This window comes from Flavobacterium gossypii, assembly GCF_014138495.1.
GTDB lineage: Bacteria > Bacteroidota > Bacteroidia > Flavobacteriales > Flavobacteriaceae > Flavobacterium > Flavobacterium endophyticum.
Genome location: NZ_JACJIS010000004.1, coordinates 300,605 through 320,880 on the forward strand (window position 1 = coordinate 300,605; position 20,276 = coordinate 320,880).

Consider the following 20,276-nt stretch of genomic DNA (forward strand, 5'->3'; position numbering starts at 1 on the left):
AAATTATCCCATAATTTCTTTTACTTTTTTACCAATTTCTGCCGGAGAGTCAACAACGTGGATTCCGTTTTCTCTCATGATGCGTTTTTTAGCTTCCGCTGTATCGTCAGCACCACCAACAATAGCACCAGCATGGCCCATTGTTCTTCCTTTCGGAGCAGTTTCACCAGCGATAAAACCAACAACTGGTTTTCTGTTACCGTCAGCTTTTACCCATTTAGCAGCATCCGCTTCTAATTGCCCTCCGATTTCACCAATCATGATGATACATTCTGTTTCTGGATCGTTCATCAATAATTCAACAGCTTCTTTTGTAGTAGTTCCGATGATTGGATCTCCTCCGATACCGATTGCTGTAGTAATTCCTAAACCTTGTTTTACTACTTGGTCAGCTGCTTCATATGTTAAAGTTCCTGATTTAGAAACGATACCAACGTTACCTTTTTTGAAGACGAAGCCTGGCATGATACCTACTTTAGCTTCACCTGGAGTGATTACACCTGGGCAGTTTGGTCCGATTAGACGACATTCTTTATTTTGAATATAAGCGTAAGCCTTGATCATATCTGCAACAGGAATTCCTTCTGTAATCGTGATGATAACTTTGATTCCTGCATCAGCAGCTTCCATAATTGCGTCAGCAGCAAAGGCTGGCGGTACGAAAATAATTGTTGTATCAGCTCCAGCTTGGTCAACAGCATCTTTAACTGTGTTGAAAACCGGACGATCTAAATGTGTCGTTCCTCCTTTTCCTGGAGTTACTCCACCTACAACATTTGTTCCGTATTCAATCATTTGAGAAGCGTGAAAAGTTCCTTCGCTTCCTGTAAAACCTTGAACAATTATTTTAGAATCTTTATTGACTAAAACGCTCATAATATATTTTTTAAATTTATTTTTTGAAATGGTGATGCAAAAGTAAGGTTTTGAAGCCTAATGGGAAAGTTTTTAGGCTGAAAATATTTAATGAAATCAAGACAATTGGCTCATCTGAAATCCTCTGTAGAGTTTGTTGTCTTTTATTTCCCAGATTACCATAAAATGGGCCAAAAGCATTTCTTCTCTTGGATTTTCAAATGTCTTTACATAGTGAGAATATCGGACAGAAACTAGGTCTCCTTCTTCTAAGATATGACTGATCCTAATTTTTGATCTTATATAAGCGACGCGAAGTTCTGCTGACAAAGCCAGAATTTCAGATCGGTTCATCTGCAAGAAGCCTTTCGAACTATTCCAATCTAAAATAACTTCAGGATGCAATGAAGATTCCATGATATTTTCATCTAAAAGTGCATCTGACTTATAAAAATTCTGTACGATTTCCTTTGCTGTCATTATTGTTTCAATTTATTGAGAATTTCTGGTATTTTCTTGACGTTGGCGAACTGCTTCAGTTTTTCACGAGCTTCATCGATAGGAGTTCCGAAATAGACCTTATCTCCTTCTATTGATTTTGTAACTCCGCTTTGGGCCATGACTACAGCTTTTTCTCCAATGGTGATACTGCTTATTACGCCCACTTGTCCCCATAAAGTTACTTCATCCATAATTTTTACACAACCCGCTATTCCTGTCTGTGCTGCGATAAGACATCTTTTTCCTATTACCGTATCGTGCCCTACATGTACCTGATTGTCTATTTTTGTTCCTTCTCCGATAGTTGTATCGCCGGTAACTCCTTTATCAATTGTACAAAGCGCTCCAATTCCGACATTATCTTCGATCACAACTCTTCCGCCAGAAAGCAATTGATCAAATCCTTCCGGGCGTTTTTTATAATAGAATGCATCGGCTCCCAAAGTAGTTCCAGCATGAATAATCACGTTATCGCCTATTACTGTATGGTCGTAAATAGAAACATTGGAATGGATGATACAGTTTTTGCCGATCTTGACATGGTTTCCAATAAAACAATTAGGTTGGATGTAAGTTCCTTCGCCAATAGTAGCACTTAAAGAGATGGAAGTATTTATAGCTCTAAACGGCCTAAAATGCCTTGTAAGCGTATTAAAATCCCTGAACGGATCATCGGAAATCAACAATGCTTTTCCTTCTGGACATTCTACTTCTTTATTGATCAAGATAATAGTCGCTGCAGATTGCAATGCCTTGTCGTAATATTTTGGATGATCGACAAAGACAATATCTCCAGGTTCCACGACATGAATTTCGTTCATCCCATGAACCTCAAAATTTGGATCGCCAATATATTTGCTGTCGATAATTTCGGCAACTTCTTGTAACGTTTGTATTTTAGGGAATTTCATATTGGTCGTCTCATTAGAAATTATAGCAATAAGAAAATGAGATAACTATCAAGCTATCTCATTTCCAAATATACCAATTAATTATTCTTTTACGCGCTCCATGTAGGCTCCTGTAGCCGTATCGATTTTAATTTTGTCACCTTCGTTGATAAACAAAGGAACGTTTACAGATGCTCCCGTTTCTACAGTTGCAGGTTTTGTTGCATTAGTCGCTGTATTTCCTTTAACACCTGGCTCTGCATAGGTAACTTCCAAAATGATAGATGCTGGCATATCTACAGAAAGCGGCAAGTCAGTTTCAGTATTAATCTGAATCATTACGTTAGTACCTTCTTTTAATAAGTCTGGAGCGTCCAAAACATTTTTATTCAAAGAAATTTGTTCGAAAGATTCAGCATTCATAAAGTGAAACTCATCTCCTTCAGCATATAAAAATTGGAACGTATGAGTTTCGACACGAATAGTATCAATTTTATGTCCCGCAGAAAAAGTATTATCCAAAACCTTACCTGAAGTCAAGCTTTTTAATTTTGTTCTGACGAAAGCTGGTCCTTTTCCAGGCTTTACGTGAAGGAATTCAATAATTTTATAAATATCGTGGTTGAATTTGATACACAATCCGTTTCTGATGTCTGCAGTACTTGCCATTTTGTTTGTTTGTTATTTCGTTTTTTGTAAAATTTTTATTCTTGGGAACTAATAAATCCCTGTATATCCTTTCATTACTCCTCTTGATGAATTTCTGATAAACAGAATAATTTCATCTCTTTCTGGAGTTGCTTCCATTTCAGCCTCAATAATTCCCAAAGCTTGGGTTGTATTGTAATTTTTCTGGTATAAAATTCTGTAAATCTCTTGAATTTCTCTGATTTTTTCTGTTGAAAAGCCTCTTCTTCTCAGACCTACTGAATTGATTCCTACATAAGAAAGCGGTTCTTTTGCGGCTTTAGTATAAGGAGGTACGTCTTTTCTAACCAAAGAGCCGCCAGAAATCATAGCATGATCTCCAATATTGATGAATTGGTGTACTGCCGCCAGACCTCCAATAATTGCATAATTACCAACGGTAACGTGACCAGCCAACGCTACACCGTTTACAATAATCGCATTGTCTCCGATATGACAATCGTGCGCAATATGGGCAGTGGCCATAACCAAGCAATTTTTGCCAATTACAGTCTGTCCAGAAGCAATTGTACCTCTATTAATGGTTACGCATTCTCTTATTGTTGAATTGTCGCCGATAATAGCTAGTGAATCTTCACCTCCAAATTTTAAGTCTTGCGGTACTGCAGAAATTACGGCACCTGGAAATATATTACAGTTCTTCCCTATTCTAGCGCCTTCCATGATGGTAACATTAGAACCAATCCAGGTTCCGTCGCCAATTACTACATTATTGTGGATTGTAGTGAACGGCTCTATTACAACATTTTTAGCGATTTTTGCGCCAGGGTGAACGTATGCTAATGGTTGATTCATAAATTTCTTTTTAGTTAATTTTTGCGATTTGCGCCATTAGCTCGGCTTCCGCTACTAACTTTCCGTTAGCATAAGCATTCGCTTGCATGTGGCAGATCCCTCTTCTGATCGGAGAAATCAAATCGCATTTGAAAATCAGGGTATCTCCAGGCAATACTTTGTGCTTGAATTTTACATTGTCGATTTTCATAAAATAAGTTAGGTAGTTTTCAGGATCTGGAACAGAACTCAATATCAAGATTCCTCCTGATTGAGCCATAGCTTCAACAATGATAACACCTGGCATTACAGGTGCTCCAGGGAAATGCCCTACGAAGAAGCTTTCGTTCATTGTCACGTTTTTAAGTCCCACAACGTGCGTGTCAGACATTTCGATAATCCTGTCGATGAACAAGAATGGCGGCCTGTGAGGCAAAATACTCATGATTTTATGAATGTCCATCAGAGGCTCTTGGTTCAAGTCGAAAACAGGAACTTGATTTCTTTGTTCTATCTTGATAATTTTAGACATTTTTTTAGCGAATTGCGTGTTCACAAAATGTCCAGGCTTGTTTGCTATAATTTTTCCTTTAATACGTGTTCCGATCAAAGCCAAATCACCGACAACGTCAAGCAATTTGTGACGGGCAGCTTCATTAGGATAATGCAGAGTCAGGTTGTCTAAAATTCCGTTTGGTTTTACAGATATCTTTTCTTTTCCAAAAGCCACTTTTAGGTTTTCCATAGTGCTTTCAGAAATTTCTTTATCGACATAAACGATGGCATTGTTTAAATCGCCACCTTTAATCAGTCCATTTTCCAATAAAGCTTCAAGTTCATGCAAGAAACTGAACGTTCTAGCATCTGCAATTTCTGTCTTGAAATCGGCAATGCTTTTCATAGTAGCGTTTTGCGTACCTAAAACTTTAGTACCGAAATCTACCATTGCAGTGACTTGATAATCGTCTGAAGGCATTACCAAAATTTCACTTCCGGTAGCTTCGTCAGTATAAGAAATAACTTCTTTTACGACATATACGTTACGTTCTGCGTCTTGTTCTTCGATTCCTGCTTTTTCGATAGCTTCAACAAAAAACTTAGAAGAACCGTCCATAATCGGCGGTTCAGAAGCATCTAATTCAATGATAACGTTATCGATATCACAGCCAATGAACGCTGCCAAGACATGCTCAGAAGTTTGAATTTTTACTCCTTTTTTTTCTAAATTAGTGCCTCGCTGTGTATTTACTACGTAATTGGCATCTGCTTCAATAATAGGCTGTCCTTCTAAATCTACTCTTACGAATGTAAAACCATTGTTGATTGGAGCAGGCTTAAAAGTCATTTTTACATCTTTCCCAGTATGCAATCCCACACCTGTTAGCGAGATTTCATTCTTGATGGTTTTCTGTTTAACCATTGTTTATGCTATTTTCGTTTGTTATTTGTTTTTTTAATGCTTCTATATCGGATACAATTTTTGGCAAGTTTTTGAAATGGACATATGATTTATTAAAATCGGAATATCCGAAGCTCGGGCTTCCTTGGATTACTTCTCCTTCTTTAATGTTTTTTCCAATTCCAGATTGCGCTTGGATTCTTACACCATCCCCTATTACCAAATGCCCTGCAATACCAACCTGTCCGCCTATTTGGCAGCCTTTTCCTATTTTAGTTGAACCGGCAACACCTGTTTGGGCGGCAATAACCGTATTTTCACCAATTTCGACATTATGAGCAATCTGTATCTGGTTATCCAGCTTTACGCCTTTTCGGATTACGGTAGATCCTAAAGTAGCTCTGTCTATTGTTGTGCATGATCCAATATCGACATTGTCTTCGATGATAACATTCCCGATTTGAGGCACTTTGCTGTAAATTCCTTCTTCATTCGGAACAAAACCAAATCCATCAGAACCGATGATAGAACCTGAATGAATCGTACAATTCTTACCGATTACAGTTTCGGAATATATTCTTGCTCCTGCAAAAATAATAGTATTGTCACCTATTGATACATTATCGCCGATAAAACTATTAGGATAGATCTTTACGTTTTCGCCAATAGTCACATTTTTTCCAAGGTAACAAAAACTTCCCAAATAAAGGTTTTCACCGTAGGTTACATTTTCAGAAACTACAGAAGGCTGTTCAATACCTGACTTCATCAGCTTTACCTGATTATAGTATTCTAATAGTTTGGAAAATGATTTATAGGCATCTTCTACTTTGATAAGTGTAGTTGTAATTTCTGACTCAGGAATAAATGTAGTATTTACAATCGTAATCGTTGCTTGAGTCGTATAAATATAATTAAGGTATTTAGGGTTGGCCAAAAATGTCAAGGAACCTTCTGAACCTTCTTCGATTTTTGACAGCTTGTAAACCTCCGCATTGGGATTCCCCACTACTTCACCCTCTAAAATGCCTGCTATTTGTTCTGCTGTGAATTTCATCTTGACAAAAATATAAAAATTTGATTTTATTTATGAATTTTCCGCAAGTACTTTTGGAAAACAAATAAAATATTTGGTTACAGGCTTCGAGAGCGCCTTTAAATTTAGCTGGTCTGAAGCTTCTACGACATCTTCAATCGTCTTGTCTTTCTTTAATATTTTGATAGGCTCTACATCTTTGTTATAGGCTTGGTTCTTGATTTTTCCTTTGAATATGAAATAAGAGGCTTCTTGTTGTGAAATTCGATAAAAATTAGCCAATTTTGACTTTAATTCTTCTACATCTTCTGGCGTATATTTTTCGCTGTTGAGCTTGATTTTTAATAAGTCACGGTTGATAATCATTTTACTTAGAGCACTCAATATAAAATCGTTGTGGTGCTGCCATGCTTTTAATGCTGAAATAATATCTGAATCGTCTAATTGCGAGAATTTTTCTAAAACTGCATCATCAAAATCAGCTAATTCCACCTTATGCTGCATAAAATACAGCAAGGGTTCACTGCCCGGCAAGATTGTTCCTTTCTGGGCTAGCTCTTTTGCTCTTTTTAATACTCTAACGAGCATATTTTCGGCGACAAGACTTGTCTTATGCAGATAGGCTTGCCAATACATTAGCCTTCTTGCCATAAGGAATTTTTCGACCGAGTAGATTCCTTTTTCTTCAATTACCAAAACATCGTCAACTACATTCATCATCTGAATCAGACGATCGGAATTGATATTTCCTTCAGCAACGCCTGAATAAAAGCTATCTCTTTTCAAATAATCCATTCTATCCATGTCCAATTGGCTTGAAATCAGTTGCAGCATGAATTTCCTATGATATTCGCCTTTAAAAACTTGTATGGCTAAAGTAAGCTGTCCGTTAAATTCTTCATTTAGCTTATTCATAAAGAGCATCGATATGGCCTCATGGTTAACATTTTCTACGATACTATGCTCCATAGCATGAGAAAAAGGCCCATGCCCAATATCATGCAACAAGATAGCAACGTACAAAGCTCTTTCTTCTTCATTGGAAATAAGGACCCCTTTATATCGAAGCACTTCCACTGCCTTTTGCATAATGTGCATGCAACCCAAAGCATGGTGAAAACGAGTATGGTGCGCGCCTGGATATACCAAATAGGACAATCCCATCTGCGAGATTCTACGCAACCTTTGAAAATAAGGATGCTGAATCAAATCATATAAAAGCGTATCCGGGATAGTTATAAATCCATAAATAGGATCATTAAATATCTTTAATTTATTGGTATGGCTCACTGTTGTTAAAATTGGAGTACAAATATAAGCAAGTTAGGCAGTTTTCAACTAAAATCCTATAATTAACACTATTTAGCATAGGCAGTTAAATTGCAGTTAATTGAAATGCAAAAGAGTTAAGAATACATTTTTATGCCGTAACTTTAAATATACAAAAAAGCTAAAAAAAGAAATCATGAAAAAGTTATTAATAGCCACTGCCTTTTTTGCAAGCATTGGATTTGCTTCAGCACAAGTTGACAAAGTCGATGATCAACAGCCAGATCAAGACCAAATACAGCAACAACCGCCAAGAAATACTCAGTCGGAAGTAGAAAGAGCCGCTCGGATTGATGCTGAAAAGAAGAAAAATGATGATGCCATAGAAGCTGAAAAGAAATCGAAAGATAAAGGACAGTCAAAAAATTACACGAAAGTGAATCCCGACAAATTGTCGCCTGTGAGAAAAGACAGCACTGCTGGCGTACAACCTGTTAAAAAACCAAGAAATAAATAGCTTTCTATTTAGAGTATTGAAGAAAAAGGTCTCCTAGTAGTTCAGGAGACCTTTTTTAATGCTAAAAATTGTATAAAAAAATTTTATTTAAATATAAAATAACAAGCTTTATGATTTTATAACTTGGAAGAAACAAAAACAAAATCTTATGAAAAATTCAATGAAACTCATTTCTTCCTTGCTATTATTGTCATGGGCATTTATAGCAAGCTGCAGCAATTGTGACGATGGCAGTGCAAGTGACAGCAACCAACAAAAAAATAATGTCGTAAGTGATAGCACTTTCGTCAAGTAAAAAGAGAAGGCTCACTATTTATGTGAGCCTTTTTTTATAATTTAAATTATAGCACAAGAAATAATACTATCAGATTCTGATACTTAGCATATCTTACATTCTTAGGTTCGCTTTGACTTACCTATCTGGAGTATTTTCAGTAATTACTCTAGCTTCCGGTGTTCTCAAAGAGGATCTGGTAAAAGAATGGGGCCTATAATCTACATGATCTTCTTCTAGGGATTTTTCAAACATTACCTTTGCTTTTTGATTGAATTCTTCAGATTCAAGATACTTCAGATTTTGCATATTGTTGAAGGCAACGGTAGAATTTCCACCAAACCATTCTACATCCCATTCCTCAATTGTTTTTTTGCTGTTCGTGTCCATGATTGCTGAGATTTAAGTTAATAAAGTAAATTATCCTCTCAAATTTACAAAAAAAACCAATAACTACAAATTAAAACACTAGATTTCAATGAATTATAATCATTTTTGCATGCTAAAAAATATCAATCTAGCGCTTTACTGTTTTAAAAGTTGAAAATACAGCAATATTTTTTGTTTTATCCTCAATAATTCTTTGAAAATATCGTTGTCCATTTAGCACGTTTATTTTACATAAATTTTAAGATATTCGAATGACAAAAGTGTTAAATTGCGACATAATAGCTAAGATAACTACACCCTAAAATATGGACAAAATAAAGATACTCTGGGTTGATGACGAAATTGATCTGCTCAAGCCACACATATTATTTCTTGAGAAAAAAAACTATGATGTAACCACATGCAATAACGGACGCGATGCTATCGATATCTTTGAAGAAGGTAATTTTGACATCGTTTTCCTAGATGAAAACATGCCTGGAATGAGCGGCCTAGAGACGCTTTCGGAAATGAAGGAAAAAAAATCTGCTACGCCTGTAATCATGATTACGAAAAGCGAGGAAGAATATATCATGGAAGAGGCCATCGGATCAAAAATTGCAGATTATCTCATCAAGCCTGTAAATCCTAACCAGATTCTTTTGAGCCTGAAAAAGAACCTAGACAATACTAGGTTGGTTTCTGAAAAGACTACGCTGGATTACCAAAAAGAATTCCGAAAAATTTCTATGGAATTATCGATGGTTAATTCTTATGAAGACTGGATAGAACTCTACCAAAAATTACTTTATTGGGAATTGGAGCTTGAAAATATTGACGACCAAAGCATGTTTGAGATTTTAGAATCCCAAAAAGTCGAAGCAAATTCACAATTTGGAAAATTCATCGAGCGCAACTACGAAGATTGGTTCTTGCCAAAAGCCGACAAACCTGTGCAGTCGCATACACTTTTCAAAGAACTCGTCCTTCCTGAATTGAAGAAAAAGGACCGCCCTATCCTATTCGTCGTAATCGACAATTTGCGATACGATCAATGGAAGGCTTTTGAAGGCGTGGTTAGCAATCATTACAAATTAGAAAAAGAGACGCCGTTTTTTTCAATACTTCCTACAGCAACACAGTATGCTAGAAATGCTATCTTTTCTGGATTGACGCCATTGGAAATGGAGAAAAAATACCCACAATACTGGAAAAATGACGTAGAAGACGGCGGAAAAAATTTATACGAAGCCGAATTCCTGACAGAACAATTGCGTCGCCTTGGAATGAATATCAAGCAGGATTATTTTAAGATCACGAATTTTGCTGGCGGAAAAAAACTTGTTGATAATTTCAAGACCTTAAAAAACAACGACTTGGTAACGGTTGTTTATAATTTCGTTGACATGCTTTCCCATGCCAAAACAGAGATGGATGTGGTTAAAGAATTGGCTTCCAATGATAAAGCGTACCGTTCTCTAACCTTGAGCTGGTTTAAAAATTCACCGCTTTTAGAAATCATCCAGCAAGCACAACAGATGGGCTTTCGTCTCATCTTGACAACCGATCACGGAACAATTAACGTAAAAAATCCGTCAAAAGTTATTGGCGATAGAAATACCAGCCTAAACCTTCGCTATAAGACAGGAAGAAGCTTGACCTACGAAGACAAGGACGTATATGCTGTAAAAGATCCGAAAAGTATCCAACTGCCTGCTATAAATATGAGCAGTTCTTATATTTTTGCAAAAAATGATTACTTTTTGGCCTACGTCAACAATTACAATCACTATGTCAGCTATTACCGAAACACCTACCAGCACGGCGGAATTTCTCTTGAAGAAATGATCATTCCGTTTTTGGTGTTCAACCCAAAATAGATTTTAAATAAATGGAAATACAATTCACGCTTGAAGAAATCCATCAAGCAGCTCAAAAAATACTGTCTCAAAAATTACACAAAGTCGTATTGTTTCACGGCGATATGGGTGCCGGAAAAACGACTATGATTAAGGCGCTTTCTAAAGCATTAGGGGTTTCGAATGCGACTTCCAGCCCTACTTTTTCATTAGTAAACGAATACGAGACTGATAAAGGTGAAATTGTCTATCATTTTGACGTATACCGACTTAATAACGAAAGCGAGGCTTATGACATGGGGATTGACGAATATCTCTATTCTGGCGAATGGTGCTTTATTGAATGGGCCGAAAAGATTCCGAGTCTTATTCCATCAGAACATTCGACCGTTACTATAAAAGTCGGAAAAGACGGAAAGAGAAAGCTTACCTTAAAATAGAATTATTGCTAGCCCTGCTTGCGTTTCGTGCCTTAGCAGGGTTATTAATTTTTATAGCATTGAGTTCTTGCAACTTCACAACTTTTTCTTAACTTAGACCTTTAATTCACAGCAGGAAATATGTCATTCACACCCTTTACAAAACAACAGTTGATGCCTCAAGAGGAAAAACTGGAAGTTGCACGCAAAAAAAGCGACCTGTTTATTGGAATACCTAAAGAATCTTCCTATCAGGAACGTCGAATTTGCCTGACACCGGATGCTGTGAATTCCTTAACTTCCCATGGACATCGCATCTTAATCGAAGCTGGCGCAGGCGAAAGCTCAAGCTATACTGACCAAGAATATAGCGATGCCGGTGCTGAAATTACTCAAGACACAAAAAAAGTATTCAAATGCCCGATGGTCTTAAAAGTCGAGCCTTTGACGATTGCAGAAATTGAAATGATGAATAGCAATTCGCTTGTCATTTCGGCCCTGCAGATAAAAACCCGAAAAAAAGAATACTTTGAAGCCCTGGCCAAAAAGAAAATCACAGCGCTTGCTTTTGAATTTATAAAAGATGACGATGGCTCCTATCCTGCTGTAAAATCGCTAAGTGAAATAGCAGGAACAGGTTCTATCTTGATTGCAGCAGAATTGATGATTAACAATCAATTCGGAAAAGGCTTGTTGTTTGGCAATATTACAGGAGTACCTCCTACTGAAGTCGTAATTATCGGCGCTGGAACCGTAGCAGAATTTGCAACCCGAACCGCCATCGGATTAGGTGCCAACGTAAAAGTTTTTGACAATTCCATCACAAAATTGCGAAGATTACAAAACAACTTGAATCAAAGAATCTTCACTTCTACCATACAACCCAAGTCACTTCTAAAAGCTTTGCGTAGATGTGATGTCGCCATCGGAGCCATGAGAGGAAAAGACCGATGCCCAGTCGTTGTAACAGAAACCATGGTAGAACACATGAAAAAGGGAGCCGTGATTGTCGACGTAAGTATCGATACGGGCGGATGTTTTGAAACTTCGGAAGTTACTACACACGAAAAGCCTACTTTTATCAAAAATAATGTAATCCACTACTGTGTACCAAATATTCCTTCAAGGTACTCAAAAACTGCTTCGCTTTCTATTAGCAATATCATTACGCCATATTTATTACAAATTGCCGAAGATGGCGGCATCGAAAGTGCTATTCGCTGCAATAAAGGATTAAAAAACGGCGTATATTTATATCATGGCATTTTAACCAACAAAGCTATTGGAGATTGGTTTGATTTGCCAGGAAGCGACATCAATTTAATTGTTTTTTAATCTTATCTTTGCGCCAAAATTAAGATATAATGAAGTTTTCACAGCGCCTTGCCTATTATTTAGGAGGATTATTATTAGGAACCATAATCGTCGTTTATTTCCTTCAAGCAAAAGCCGAATCAAGAAATGTAAATTTCTGCTATTTCCCAAACTGCCGTGTTTTACAGGATTTGAGAAGCAAGCCGATGCATTATTCTCCAGAATCTGAAGCGATATTAAAAGAAAATTGGGTAACCTTACAAGACGTGAAGAATTGCATGCAATATGGCGATGTAGATTTTTCAATTAGCAATAAGTCTTTTGAGCACGGAAAAATTTATTTTATCAAAGGAAAAAACACTAAAGGTGAACCCATTACGGTTTCAATGGTCAATTACTCCGACAAAGTTATTTTAAAGGAGATAAAAAAAGATTAAAAAAAGCGACAGAAAACCTTGCAAATACAAATAGTTCGTGTATATTTGCACTCGCAATCAGGGCGATTAGCTCAGTTGGTTCAGAGCATCTGGTTTACACCCAGAGGGTCGGGGGTTCGAATCCCTCATCGCCCACAAAAAAGCCGAAACGAAAGTTTCGGCTTTTTTCATTTTGCAAAACTACGAAACAAACTTTTTTAAGAGCTAATTTCAAGCCTATATCCTTTACCACGTATAACAACAATTTTGATATTCGGATCAATTTCTAATTTTTTTCTAAGTTTTGATATGAACATATCCAGACTACGTCCCACAATAACACCATCATCTTCCCAGATTTCTTTTTGCAGCCGGCTTCTCTCTATAATCTCATTGGGAGACAACGCAAAAATGAGCAATACACGAGTTTCAGTTCCAGTCAGATCTATTGTCTTTTCATTTATGATGAGTTTCCTGTTTTTCGCATCAAACAGCACCGAGCCTAAAGTGAACTTATTTGCGTGATGATTGTCACGCAAAACTCTTCGTGGTTTAACAGATTTAAAAAAAACAAACCCGACAAATGCTAAAAATGGCAGGCTGGCCAGAAGGTACCCATTCTTAGCTGTATTTATACCAGTTGGTTTGAATTTAATATTGATTATGTAGCATGCTCTAGGTTGACTTCTTCCCGTACAGGCTACAATTTCATCTTCCTTATTTTTTGATATAGTATACCCATAAGCTACACTGCCATTACTACAGTTCAGAACGTTAACAATATAATCACCTACGAGCGGAGCTTTGTCTAAAAAATGTCTAGTAGTATTCATTAGCGAGTCCGGTTGAAAAGTTAGGTCATTCTCAAACGTAATCTGGTACTCATTTTCGGCGATCTTTTTTACAGGAAGCACTCTTGAAGTATTGTCTCCCGATTGTAAAAGTAGCTCATGTCCGATTTTACGGAGCAAAACTTCTCTTTTGGCTATATCAAAATCATTACTATCCTCCGTACTGAAAGCCACGCAGATTACTGAGACAAACAAAAGTAATATCAATCCGAATAGGTATTTGCGTTTTCCAAAGAGGTGATTTCGACTATGATACATAGCGTCAAGTTTTTATTTACAAAGTTTACAATTTTATTTACAATTCAGATCCTTCAAGCCGAAAAATTTCAAAGTAGTTTCGCACTATGAAGGAAAGACCGTCACAAGTTTTAAAGATGCAGCCGGTCAGTAATAAATTTTAAAATCATTTAATCAATTATTATTAATCAATAAATTTCTGTAGTATGAACAACAAGACATCAATCAATTACTTAATTTTAATTATCACTCCTTTGCTCTTCGGTTGCCGCGGAACTGTAAAAGAGGAAAATAAAAACAATGCATTGGCAAATTCCGTATCCCTACACGATGGGAATGAAGAATATTTCACAATAGATTCAAAAGAAAGTGTTGTAATGTGGAAAGGCGGAACACTAAATGGTTTAAATACTCACACAGGGTATATTTCTATATCAAAAGGAAAATTGATAATTGAAAACGGCCAACTTATAGGTGGTACAGCTGAAGTCGACATGAATACGATTGAAGACGAAGCCCATAAGAGTGATGATGGGCTTATTAAGCACTTAAAAGATCCTGATTTTTTCGATGTTGAAAAATTCCCCTTTTCTACAATTGTACTTAGCAAAGCCATACCAATAAATGGTGAGAATAAAAGAGTTACTGGAAACTTGACCATTAAAAATATTACACACCCAGTTAGTTTTCCAGCCAAAATCGAAGTTAAGGATAGTATAGTCAAAATGAATGGCAAATTGGTCATTGATCGAACAGCATGGGATATTCGATATAAATCGAGAAAATTCTATGATCTTTTAGCTGATCAGACTATATCGGATTCCATTGAATTCAATATAAATATCATAGCAAAAAAATAAACAGCTGTAAGTTTTAGGCACGTCTAATCTTTGCTAAATAAAACAACAAAGCCGGCTTCTAAGAAACCGGCTTTGTTTTGTAATCTAAAAGAAAGTTTATTTCCCTTTCCTCCTATCTCTTTCTGTTTTAATAAGATTTAGCTCTCTGCTTGTCTGTCCTGCAACGGAAGTATTTTCTTCAGCCCTACGAATCAAATACGGCATCACGTCCCTTACGGGACCAAATGGCAAATATTTGGCAACATTATAACCATTAGATGCTAAATTATAGCTGATATTATCGCTCATTCCATACAATTGTCCGAACCAAACTCTGTGATCGCCTTTTTCAATTCCGTTTTCATCCATAAGCTTCATTAGCTTATAGGAGCTTTCCTCATTATGAGTCCCTGCAAAAATTGACATTTTTTCTAAATGTTCCACCATATACATCACTGCATCGTCATAGTTGATATCGGTAGCTTCTTTTGAAATACAAATCGGAGAAATATAGCCTTTTTCTTCAGCGCGTTTGTTTTCTTTTTCCATATAGGCACCTCGAACCAGCTTCATTCCGATATAGAAATTTTCGATTTTTGCTATTTCGTGGATCTTTTTCAAATAATCCAATCGATCCCAACGATACATCTGTAAGGTATTAAATACGATTGCTTTTTCCTTATTATACTTACGCATCATTTCCAGTACCAAATCATCTGCCGCGTCTTGCATCCAGCTTTCTTCACCATCAATCAGCAAAGCCACATCTTTCGCATTTGCTGTCTTGCATACTAAATCAAATCGTTCAACTACACGCTTCCACTCTGCCGCTTCTTCTACAGAAAAAGTTTTTCCTTCTCCTAGCTTTTCATACAATTCAAACCTTCCAAAGCCAGTCGGCTTAAAAACAGCAAAAGGAATAGCAAGTCTTTCTTTTGCGAATTCGATGGTTTTTAGGGTCATTTCCAATGCCTGGTCAAATTGTTCCTCTTCTTCTTTTCCTTCAACAGAATAATCCAAAACAGACGAAACGCCTTTCGTAAACATTTTATCTACGACTGACAGGCAATCTTCTTCATTTACGCCTCCGCAAAAATGATCAAAAACTGTAGCCCTAATCAGACCTTCTACTGGTAAATGTGCCTTTAAGGCAAAATTCGTAACTGCCGTACCAATTCGTACCAAAGGTTCCGATGCAATCATTTTAAAAAGAAAATAAGCCCTATCAAGTTCAGTATCACTCTTTAGCGCAAAAGCAACTTGTGTATTGTTGAAAATCTTTTCCATTCGTTTGTTTAATAATGCTGCAAATATAAATAGAGCTAAGTGATTTTTTCTTAAAAATTGCCTTATTTTGCCTTTTAAAAGTTAGAAATAAACAATTTGCCATAACTACTAATATGACTGGGTATTCCTCATACGAATACTGCTTAATTTTTATGGCACGAAAAAATACCTTGATGAAATCAATCCAAGCTAACGGCTACCCAATACATTTTAATGAAAACGCCTACGAAGCATTAAACAAGCATCTTGCAGAAAATAAATATTCTGCCATTTTTATTTTTGCCGATAGCGATACGAATGAGCACTGCCTTCCTCTATTTCTTCCTAATCTTGAAACGGACTTAAATATTGAGATTGTCGAATTTGAACCAGGCGAAAGCAATAAGAATATAGAAACTTGCATCGAGCTTTGGAATGTGTTGACAGAACTGGGCGCCGACAGAAAAAGCCTTATAATTAATGTAGGTGGCGGTGTCGTGACCGATATGGGAGGTTTTGTGGCTTCGACATTTAAAAGAGGAATCGATTTTATCAATGTCCCAACCACCTTATTAGCAATGGTCGATGCTTCCGTTGGAGGAAAGAATGGCATTGATTTGGGAAATCTTAAAAACCAGATTGGCGTTATAAATGTACCGCAACTGGTTTTGATCGATACGCATTATTTAGCCACGCTTCCTCAAAACGAAATGCGTTCAGGACTAGCCGAAATGCTAAAACACGGACTGATTTTTGACAAAAGATATTGGTCTTTATTTTTAGACTTAAACAACTTAAATACAGATGATTTAGACACTTTAATTTATCAGTCAGTTGAAATAAAAAATACAATTGTAATGCAAGATCCTAAAGAAAATGGTATCCGAAAATCGCTAAATTTCGGACATACTTTAGGACATGCAATTGAAGGTTATTTCCTTGAAAGCGAAAGTAAAACCACGTTACTCCACGGCGAAGCGATTGCAGCAGGAATGATACTTGAAAGCTATATCTCCTTAAAAAGAAATCTAATTTCTGAAGAAGAATACGAAGAAATAAAGACAGGGATTGATGCAATTTTCGAACGCATCGTTTTTGAAGAAAAAGACCTGCAACCCATACTGGAATTACTTGTTCATGACAAGAAAAACGAATACGGAACAATCCAATTTGCACTTCTTGACGGAATCGGAAATATAAAAACAGGACAAATCATTGACAATGAATTGATTGTAGATTCGTTTTTAGAATACAATTCTTAATATATTTTTAATAAAAATCGTTGCATATCAGTTATAATATTTTTTACATTTGCCCCAATGAAAAAAAGTCAAAACGCGATTCCTTTTTCCGCCTGCAGTAGCGAAAACAAAGCAGCTTTTCAGTATTTCCTGAAAGGTTCTTTTGGCATAAAAAGCATCTTAAATTTTGATATTTTTCAATACTCCAATACATACCAGGAAAAGTTGCCAATCATTTATGCAAATATTAGGGTTTGAACTTTAGATTAAAAAATTATTTTTTCTTATTTTTAATTTAAAATCCTGACAAATAAATGAATACAAAATATTTTGATCTAATCAACCAAACTTATTATTTCCCTCAAGACGAGTTCAAACTAAATAAAGACAACCTTTTGTTCCACAACATCGACCTGATGAAAATTGTTGAGCAATATGGCACGCCTTTAAAATTCACATATCTTCCTCAAATTTCCAACAATATCAACCGAGCAAAAGGTTGGTTTAGAAAAGCGATGGAAAAAAACAAATACGAAGGAAAATATTACTATTGCTATTGTACTAAAAGTTCTCATTTTGAATTTGTGATGAATGAGGCTTTTAAAAACAACATCCATATCGAAACTTCATCGGCTTTTGACATCAATATTGTCGAAAACTTATTGGAAAATGGCAAGATTAACAAGAGCACTTATGTAATCTGTAATGGTTTCAAAAGAGACCAATATATTACCAATATTGCGCGACTAATCAATAATGGCCACAAGAATGCTATTCCGATTATCGATAATTATGAAGAATTAGATCTTCTTCAAGCTGAAATAAAAGGAAAATTCAAAATTGGAATCAGGATTGCAGCGGAAGAAGAACCTAAATTTGAGTTTTATACTTCAAGATTAGGAATAGGGTATAAAAACATCGTAAACTTTTACAAAAAGCAGATTCAGGAAAATAAAAATCTGGAGCTTAAGATGCTTCACTTCTTTATCAATACTGGTATTAATGATAATGCCTATTATTGGAATGAGCTTGTAAAATGTATCAAAGTATATATTGCTCTTAAGAAGGAATGTCCTACTCTTGACGGTCTTAATATTGGAGGAGGATTCCCAATAAAAAATTCTCTAGCTTTTGAGTATGATTACCAATACATGATTGACGAAATTATCAATCAGATTAAAATTGCTTGTGACGAGGCAGAAGTTGACGTTCCAAACATTTTTACCGAATTTGGTTCGTTTACAGTTGGCGAAAGTGGTGGAGCGATCTATCAGGTGTTATATCAAAAACAGCAAAACGACAGAGAGAAATGGAACATGATTGATTCATCTTTCATCACCACGCTTCCTGATACTTGGGCTATAAACAAGCGTTTTATCATGCTGGCTGTAAACCGTTGGAACGACCAATATGAAAGAGTCCTTTTAGGAGGAATGACATGCGATAGCGATGATTATTACAACTCAGAGCAGAACATGAACGCGATTTATCTTCCAAAGTATAATAAAGAAAAGCCTTTGTATATTGGATTTTTCAATACAGGAGCTTACCAAGAAACCATTGGAGGTTATGGAGGATTGCATCACTGCTTGATTCCACAGCCAAAACACATTTTGATTGATCGCGATGAAAATGGAATTTTGGCGACCGAAGTTTTTTCTGAGCAACAAAGTTCAGAAGATGTTCTAAAAATATTAGGATACGCCAAAAAATAATTTATTTTTGAAAAATAATTCGAGACTATTTTGTCTCGTATCAAAACCATCCGATTAACCACTTTTCAAAAAATCCAAATTTTGAATTGATTCGGAACAAACATTGAAAAAGAAACTAACAAAAAACAAAATGAGTAAAGGACCAATCAGTCAGTTTATTGAAAAGTACTACCTGCATTTCAATTCTGCAACTGTAGTTGATGCAGCAAAAGCTTACGAGCAACAATTACAGAACGGTGCAAAAATGATGGTAACTCTTGCTGGAGCTATGAGTACAGCCGAAATCGGAAAGATTTTCGCTGAAATGATCAGAAAAGATAAAGTTCAGATTATTTCATGTACAGGAGCCAACCTTGAAGAGGATATCATGAATCTTGTCGCGCATTCTCACTACGAAAGAGTTCCAAATTACCGTGATTTGACGCCACAGCAAGAATGGGATTTATTAGAAAGAGGATTAAACCGTGTTACAGATACTTGCATCCCTGAGCATGAAGCTTTCAGAAGATTGCAAAAACACATCCATAAAATCTGGAAAGATGCTGAAGATGCTGGAGAGCGTTATTTCCCGCATGAATTCATGTACAAGATGTTACTTTCTGGCGTTCTGGAAGAATACTATGAAATTGACTTAAAAGACAGCTGGATGTATGCCGCTGCTGAAAAAAACCTGCCTATCATCGTACCAGGATGGGAAGATAGCACAATGGGTAATATTTTTGCTTCTTATGTTATCAAAGGAGAATTAAAAGCATCTACCATGAAATCAGGAATCGAATACATGACTTTCCTTGCTGATTGGTACACTAAGAACAGCAGCAACGGAGTTGGCTTCTTCCAAATTGGTGGAGGAATTGCCGGTGACTTCCCTATCTGTGTTGTTCCAATGCTTTATCAGGATATGGAAATGCATGATGTTCCTTTCTGGAGCTATTTCTGCCAGATTTCAGATTCAACGACCAGTTATGGTTCGTATTCTGGAGCAGTTCCAAATGAAAAAATTACTTGGGGTAAATTGGATATCAACACTCCAAAATTTGTTATTGAGTCGGATGCTACCATTGTGGCGCCATTAATTTTTGCTTACCTACTAGACTTATAATAAAAATTTATGAAAAGAATTATTGTAGATTATTCTAAACTAACCAACGAAATTCTGACTTTGCTCGTCGAAAAATTTCCTGATGGATATGATGATTCCAACATCATCCGCTTTAGGAATGCCAAAAACGAATTGGTTGAGGCTGTCGAAGTTAGAACAGAAGACACTATCTATCTGGTAAAAGTGAGTACTAAGCTTGCCAGCAGAATTGAAAACTTTGATGAAGATGATGATCTTGAAGATGTAGTAGTGCCAATGGACGCTATCAAAGATCTTGATCTAGATGATGATGCTGACGATGACGACGAGGATGAAAAAGAAGAAAAAATAGAACTTGACGACGAAGATGAAGACGACAGGGATATTTCTGATATCGCTGACGATGAAGATGAAGACGACGAAGACTAATCACTTTCTCGATAAAT

At 36.3% G+C, this 20,276-nt stretch carries 21 protein-coding genes and 1 tRNA gene; 11 read left to right on the forward strand and 11 right to left on the reverse strand.

The features are described 5' to 3' along the window. Positions 1-3 precede the first annotated feature (3 nt). The 8 genes from sucD to GGR22_RS16095 all read right to left on the reverse strand — a co-directional run bounded on the left by sucD (position 4) and on the right by GGR22_RS16095 (position 7,453). A complete protein-coding gene (gene sucD / locus GGR22_RS16060) occupies positions 4-876 on the reverse strand; it encodes a succinate--CoA ligase subunit alpha (RefSeq protein ID WP_121376997.1) in 873 nt (290 codons plus the stop codon). 96 nt (positions 877-972) lie between these two features. Then, complete coding sequence (locus tag GGR22_RS16065; RefSeq protein ID WP_182494484.1) at positions 973-1,335, reverse strand: nuclear transport factor 2 family protein; 363 nt, start codon at positions 1,333-1,335, stop codon at positions 973-975. After that, positions 1,335-2,267, reverse strand: a complete 933-nt coding sequence (locus GGR22_RS16070; protein WP_121376995.1) for a UDP-3-O-(3-hydroxymyristoyl)glucosamine N-acyltransferase — start codon at positions 2,265-2,267, stop codon at positions 1,335-1,337. Before GGR22_RS16070 ends, GGR22_RS16065 begins: the two co-directional genes overlap by 1 nt. Positions 2,268-2,348: 81 nt before the next feature. Further along, complete coding sequence (efp, locus tag GGR22_RS16075; protein WP_121376994.1) at positions 2,349-2,915, reverse strand: elongation factor P; 567 nt, start codon at positions 2,913-2,915, stop codon at positions 2,349-2,351. Positions 2,916-2,963: 48 nt separating this feature from the next. Continuing rightward, positions 2,964-3,749 (reverse strand): acyl-ACP--UDP-N-acetylglucosamine O-acyltransferase, encoded by a 786-nt coding sequence (gene lpxA / locus GGR22_RS16080; protein WP_121376993.1) that lies wholly within the window; start codon positions 3,747-3,749, stop codon positions 2,964-2,966. Positions 3,750-3,759: 10 nt separating this feature from the next. Further along, positions 3,760-5,148 (reverse strand): bifunctional UDP-3-O-[3-hydroxymyristoyl] N-acetylglucosamine deacetylase/3-hydroxyacyl-ACP dehydratase, encoded by a 1,389-nt coding sequence (locus GGR22_RS16085; RefSeq protein WP_182494485.1) that lies wholly within the window; start codon positions 5,146-5,148, stop codon positions 3,760-3,762. Beyond that, entirely contained in the window at positions 5,141-6,184 is a 1,044-nt protein-coding gene (gene lpxD / locus GGR22_RS16090; protein WP_182494486.1) for a UDP-3-O-(3-hydroxymyristoyl)glucosamine N-acyltransferase, read from the reverse strand. Before lpxD ends, GGR22_RS16085 begins: the two co-directional genes overlap by 8 nt. Positions 6,185-6,214: 30 nt before the next feature. Continuing rightward, positions 6,215-7,453 carry an HD domain-containing protein gene (locus tag GGR22_RS16095; protein WP_182494487.1) on the reverse strand — a complete coding sequence of 413 codons (1,239 nt, stop codon included), beginning with the start codon at positions 7,451-7,453 and terminating at the stop codon, positions 6,215-6,217. Between the two features lie 175 nt (positions 7,454-7,628). Between GGR22_RS16095 and GGR22_RS16100 the strand changes: the two genes are divergently transcribed. Continuing rightward, positions 7,629-7,949, forward strand: a complete 321-nt coding sequence (locus GGR22_RS16100) for a hypothetical protein (protein ID WP_182494488.1) — start codon at positions 7,629-7,631, stop codon at positions 7,947-7,949. A gap of 412 nt (positions 7,950-8,361) precedes the next feature. On the opposite strand, the gene GGR22_RS16105 is transcribed toward GGR22_RS16100, so the two are convergent. Further along, positions 8,362-8,613 (reverse strand): hypothetical protein, encoded by a 252-nt coding sequence (locus GGR22_RS16105; protein WP_121376988.1) that lies wholly within the window; start codon positions 8,611-8,613, stop codon positions 8,362-8,364. Between the two features lie 305 nt (positions 8,614-8,918). Between GGR22_RS16105 and porX the strand changes: the two genes are divergently transcribed. From porX to GGR22_RS16130, 5 genes are all read left to right on the forward strand, one after another. Continuing rightward, positions 8,919-10,472 carry a T9SS response regulator signal transducer PorX gene (gene porX / locus GGR22_RS16110; protein WP_182494489.1) on the forward strand — a complete coding sequence of 518 codons (1,554 nt, stop codon included), beginning with the start codon at positions 8,919-8,921 and terminating at the stop codon, positions 10,470-10,472. Positions 10,473-10,483: 11 nt separating this feature from the next. Beyond that, positions 10,484-10,891, forward strand: coding sequence for a tRNA (adenosine(37)-N6)-threonylcarbamoyltransferase complex ATPase subunit type 1 TsaE (tsaE, locus tag GGR22_RS16115; RefSeq protein ID WP_121376986.1), 408 nt, complete (start codon positions 10,484-10,486; stop codon positions 10,889-10,891). Between the two features lie 120 nt (positions 10,892-11,011). After that, complete coding sequence (locus GGR22_RS16120; protein ID WP_121376985.1) at positions 11,012-12,205, forward strand: alanine dehydrogenase; 1,194 nt, start codon at positions 11,012-11,014, stop codon at positions 12,203-12,205. 29 nt (positions 12,206-12,234) lie between these two features. Next, positions 12,235-12,621 carry a DUF4258 domain-containing protein gene (locus GGR22_RS16125; RefSeq protein WP_182494490.1) on the forward strand — a complete coding sequence of 129 codons (387 nt, stop codon included), beginning with the start codon at positions 12,235-12,237 and terminating at the stop codon, positions 12,619-12,621. Positions 12,622-12,681: 60 nt separating this feature from the next. Further along, a tRNA-Val gene (locus tag GGR22_RS16130) sits at positions 12,682-12,756 on the forward strand. A 62-nt stretch (positions 12,757-12,818) separates the two neighbouring features. Here GGR22_RS16130 and GGR22_RS16135 read toward each other — a convergent pair. Further along, positions 12,819-13,709 carry a winged helix-turn-helix domain-containing protein gene (locus GGR22_RS16135; protein ID WP_182494491.1) on the reverse strand — a complete coding sequence of 297 codons (891 nt, stop codon included), beginning with the start codon at positions 13,707-13,709 and terminating at the stop codon, positions 12,819-12,821. Between the two features lie 185 nt (positions 13,710-13,894). Between GGR22_RS16135 and GGR22_RS16140 the strand changes: the two genes are divergently transcribed. Further along, positions 13,895-14,548, forward strand: coding sequence for a YceI family protein (locus GGR22_RS16140; RefSeq protein WP_182494492.1), 654 nt, complete (start codon positions 13,895-13,897; stop codon positions 14,546-14,548). A 96-nt stretch (positions 14,549-14,644) separates the two neighbouring features. Here GGR22_RS16140 and GGR22_RS16145 read toward each other — a convergent pair whose 3' ends face one another. Then, a complete protein-coding gene (locus tag GGR22_RS16145) occupies positions 14,645-15,814 on the reverse strand; it encodes a proline dehydrogenase family protein (RefSeq protein WP_182494493.1) in 1,170 nt (389 codons plus the stop codon). A gap of 173 nt (positions 15,815-15,987) precedes the next feature. On the opposite strand from GGR22_RS16145, the gene aroB reads away from it, so the two are divergent. From aroB to GGR22_RS16165, 4 genes are all read left to right on the forward strand, one after another. Beyond that, a complete protein-coding gene (gene aroB, locus GGR22_RS16150) occupies positions 15,988-17,055 on the forward strand; it encodes a 3-dehydroquinate synthase (protein ID WP_182494494.1) in 1,068 nt (355 codons plus the stop codon). Between the two features lie 293 nt (positions 17,056-17,348). Further along, a complete protein-coding gene (locus tag GGR22_RS16155; RefSeq protein WP_121376978.1) occupies positions 17,349-18,749 on the forward strand; it encodes a type III PLP-dependent enzyme domain-containing protein in 1,401 nt (466 codons plus the stop codon). 130 nt (positions 18,750-18,879) lie between these two features. After that, positions 18,880-19,851, forward strand: coding sequence for a deoxyhypusine synthase family protein (locus GGR22_RS16160; protein WP_182494495.1), 972 nt, complete (start codon positions 18,880-18,882; stop codon positions 19,849-19,851). 9 nt (positions 19,852-19,860) lie between these two features. Further along, complete coding sequence (locus GGR22_RS16165; protein WP_121376977.1) at positions 19,861-20,259, forward strand: DNA primase; 399 nt, start codon at positions 19,861-19,863, stop codon at positions 20,257-20,259. The last annotated feature ends 17 nt before the right edge of the window (positions 20,260-20,276 follow it).

Excerpts from the sequence above, each read along its gene's own strand:
- sucD (WP_121376997.1), bottom strand. The coding sequence starts at position 876 with ATGAGCGTTTTAGTCAATAAAGATTCTAAAATAATTGTTCAAGGTTTT.
- GGR22_RS16065 (WP_182494484.1), bottom strand. The coding sequence starts at position 1,335 with ATGACAGCAAAGGAAATCGTACAGAATTTTTATAAGTCAGATGCACTT.
- GGR22_RS16070 (WP_121376995.1), bottom strand. The coding sequence starts at position 2,267 with ATGAAATTCCCTAAAATACAAACGTTACAAGAAGTTGCCGAAATTATC.
- efp (WP_121376994.1), bottom strand. The coding sequence starts at position 2,915 with ATGGCAAGTACTGCAGACATCAGAAACGGATTGTGTATCAAATTCAAC.
- lpxA (WP_121376993.1), bottom strand. The coding sequence starts at position 3,749 with ATGAATCAACCATTAGCATACGTTCACCCTGGCGCAAAAATCGCTAAA.
- GGR22_RS16085 (WP_182494485.1), bottom strand. The coding sequence starts at position 5,148 with ATGGTTAAACAGAAAACCATCAAGAATGAAATCTCGCTAACAGGTGTG.
- lpxD (WP_182494486.1), bottom strand. The coding sequence starts at position 6,184 with ATGAAATTCACAGCAGAACAAATAGCAGGCATTTTAGAGGGTGAAGTA.
- GGR22_RS16100 (WP_182494488.1), top strand. The coding sequence starts at position 7,629 with ATGAAAAAGTTATTAATAGCCACTGCCTTTTTTGCAAGCATTGGATTT.
- GGR22_RS16105 (WP_121376988.1), bottom strand. The coding sequence starts at position 8,613 with ATGGACACGAACAGCAAAAAAACAATTGAGGAATGGGATGTAGAATGG.
- porX (WP_182494489.1), top strand. The coding sequence starts at position 8,919 with ATGGACAAAATAAAGATACTCTGGGTTGATGACGAAATTGATCTGCTC.
- tsaE (WP_121376986.1), top strand. The coding sequence starts at position 10,484 with ATGGAAATACAATTCACGCTTGAAGAAATCCATCAAGCAGCTCAAAAA.
- GGR22_RS16120 (WP_121376985.1), top strand. The coding sequence starts at position 11,012 with ATGTCATTCACACCCTTTACAAAACAACAGTTGATGCCTCAAGAGGAA.
- GGR22_RS16125 (WP_182494490.1), top strand. The coding sequence starts at position 12,235 with ATGAAGTTTTCACAGCGCCTTGCCTATTATTTAGGAGGATTATTATTA.
- GGR22_RS16135 (WP_182494491.1), bottom strand. The coding sequence starts at position 13,709 with ATGTATCATAGTCGAAATCACCTCTTTGGAAAACGCAAATACCTATTC.
- GGR22_RS16140 (WP_182494492.1), top strand. The coding sequence starts at position 13,895 with ATGAACAACAAGACATCAATCAATTACTTAATTTTAATTATCACTCCT.
- GGR22_RS16145 (WP_182494493.1), bottom strand. The coding sequence starts at position 15,814 with ATGGAAAAGATTTTCAACAATACACAAGTTGCTTTTGCGCTAAAGAGT.
- aroB (WP_182494494.1), top strand. The coding sequence starts at position 15,988 with ATGAAATCAATCCAAGCTAACGGCTACCCAATACATTTTAATGAAAAC.
- GGR22_RS16155 (WP_121376978.1), top strand. The coding sequence starts at position 17,349 with ATGAATACAAAATATTTTGATCTAATCAACCAAACTTATTATTTCCCT.
- GGR22_RS16160 (WP_182494495.1), top strand. The coding sequence starts at position 18,880 with ATGAGTAAAGGACCAATCAGTCAGTTTATTGAAAAGTACTACCTGCAT.
- GGR22_RS16165 (WP_121376977.1), top strand. The coding sequence starts at position 19,861 with ATGAAAAGAATTATTGTAGATTATTCTAAACTAACCAACGAAATTCTG.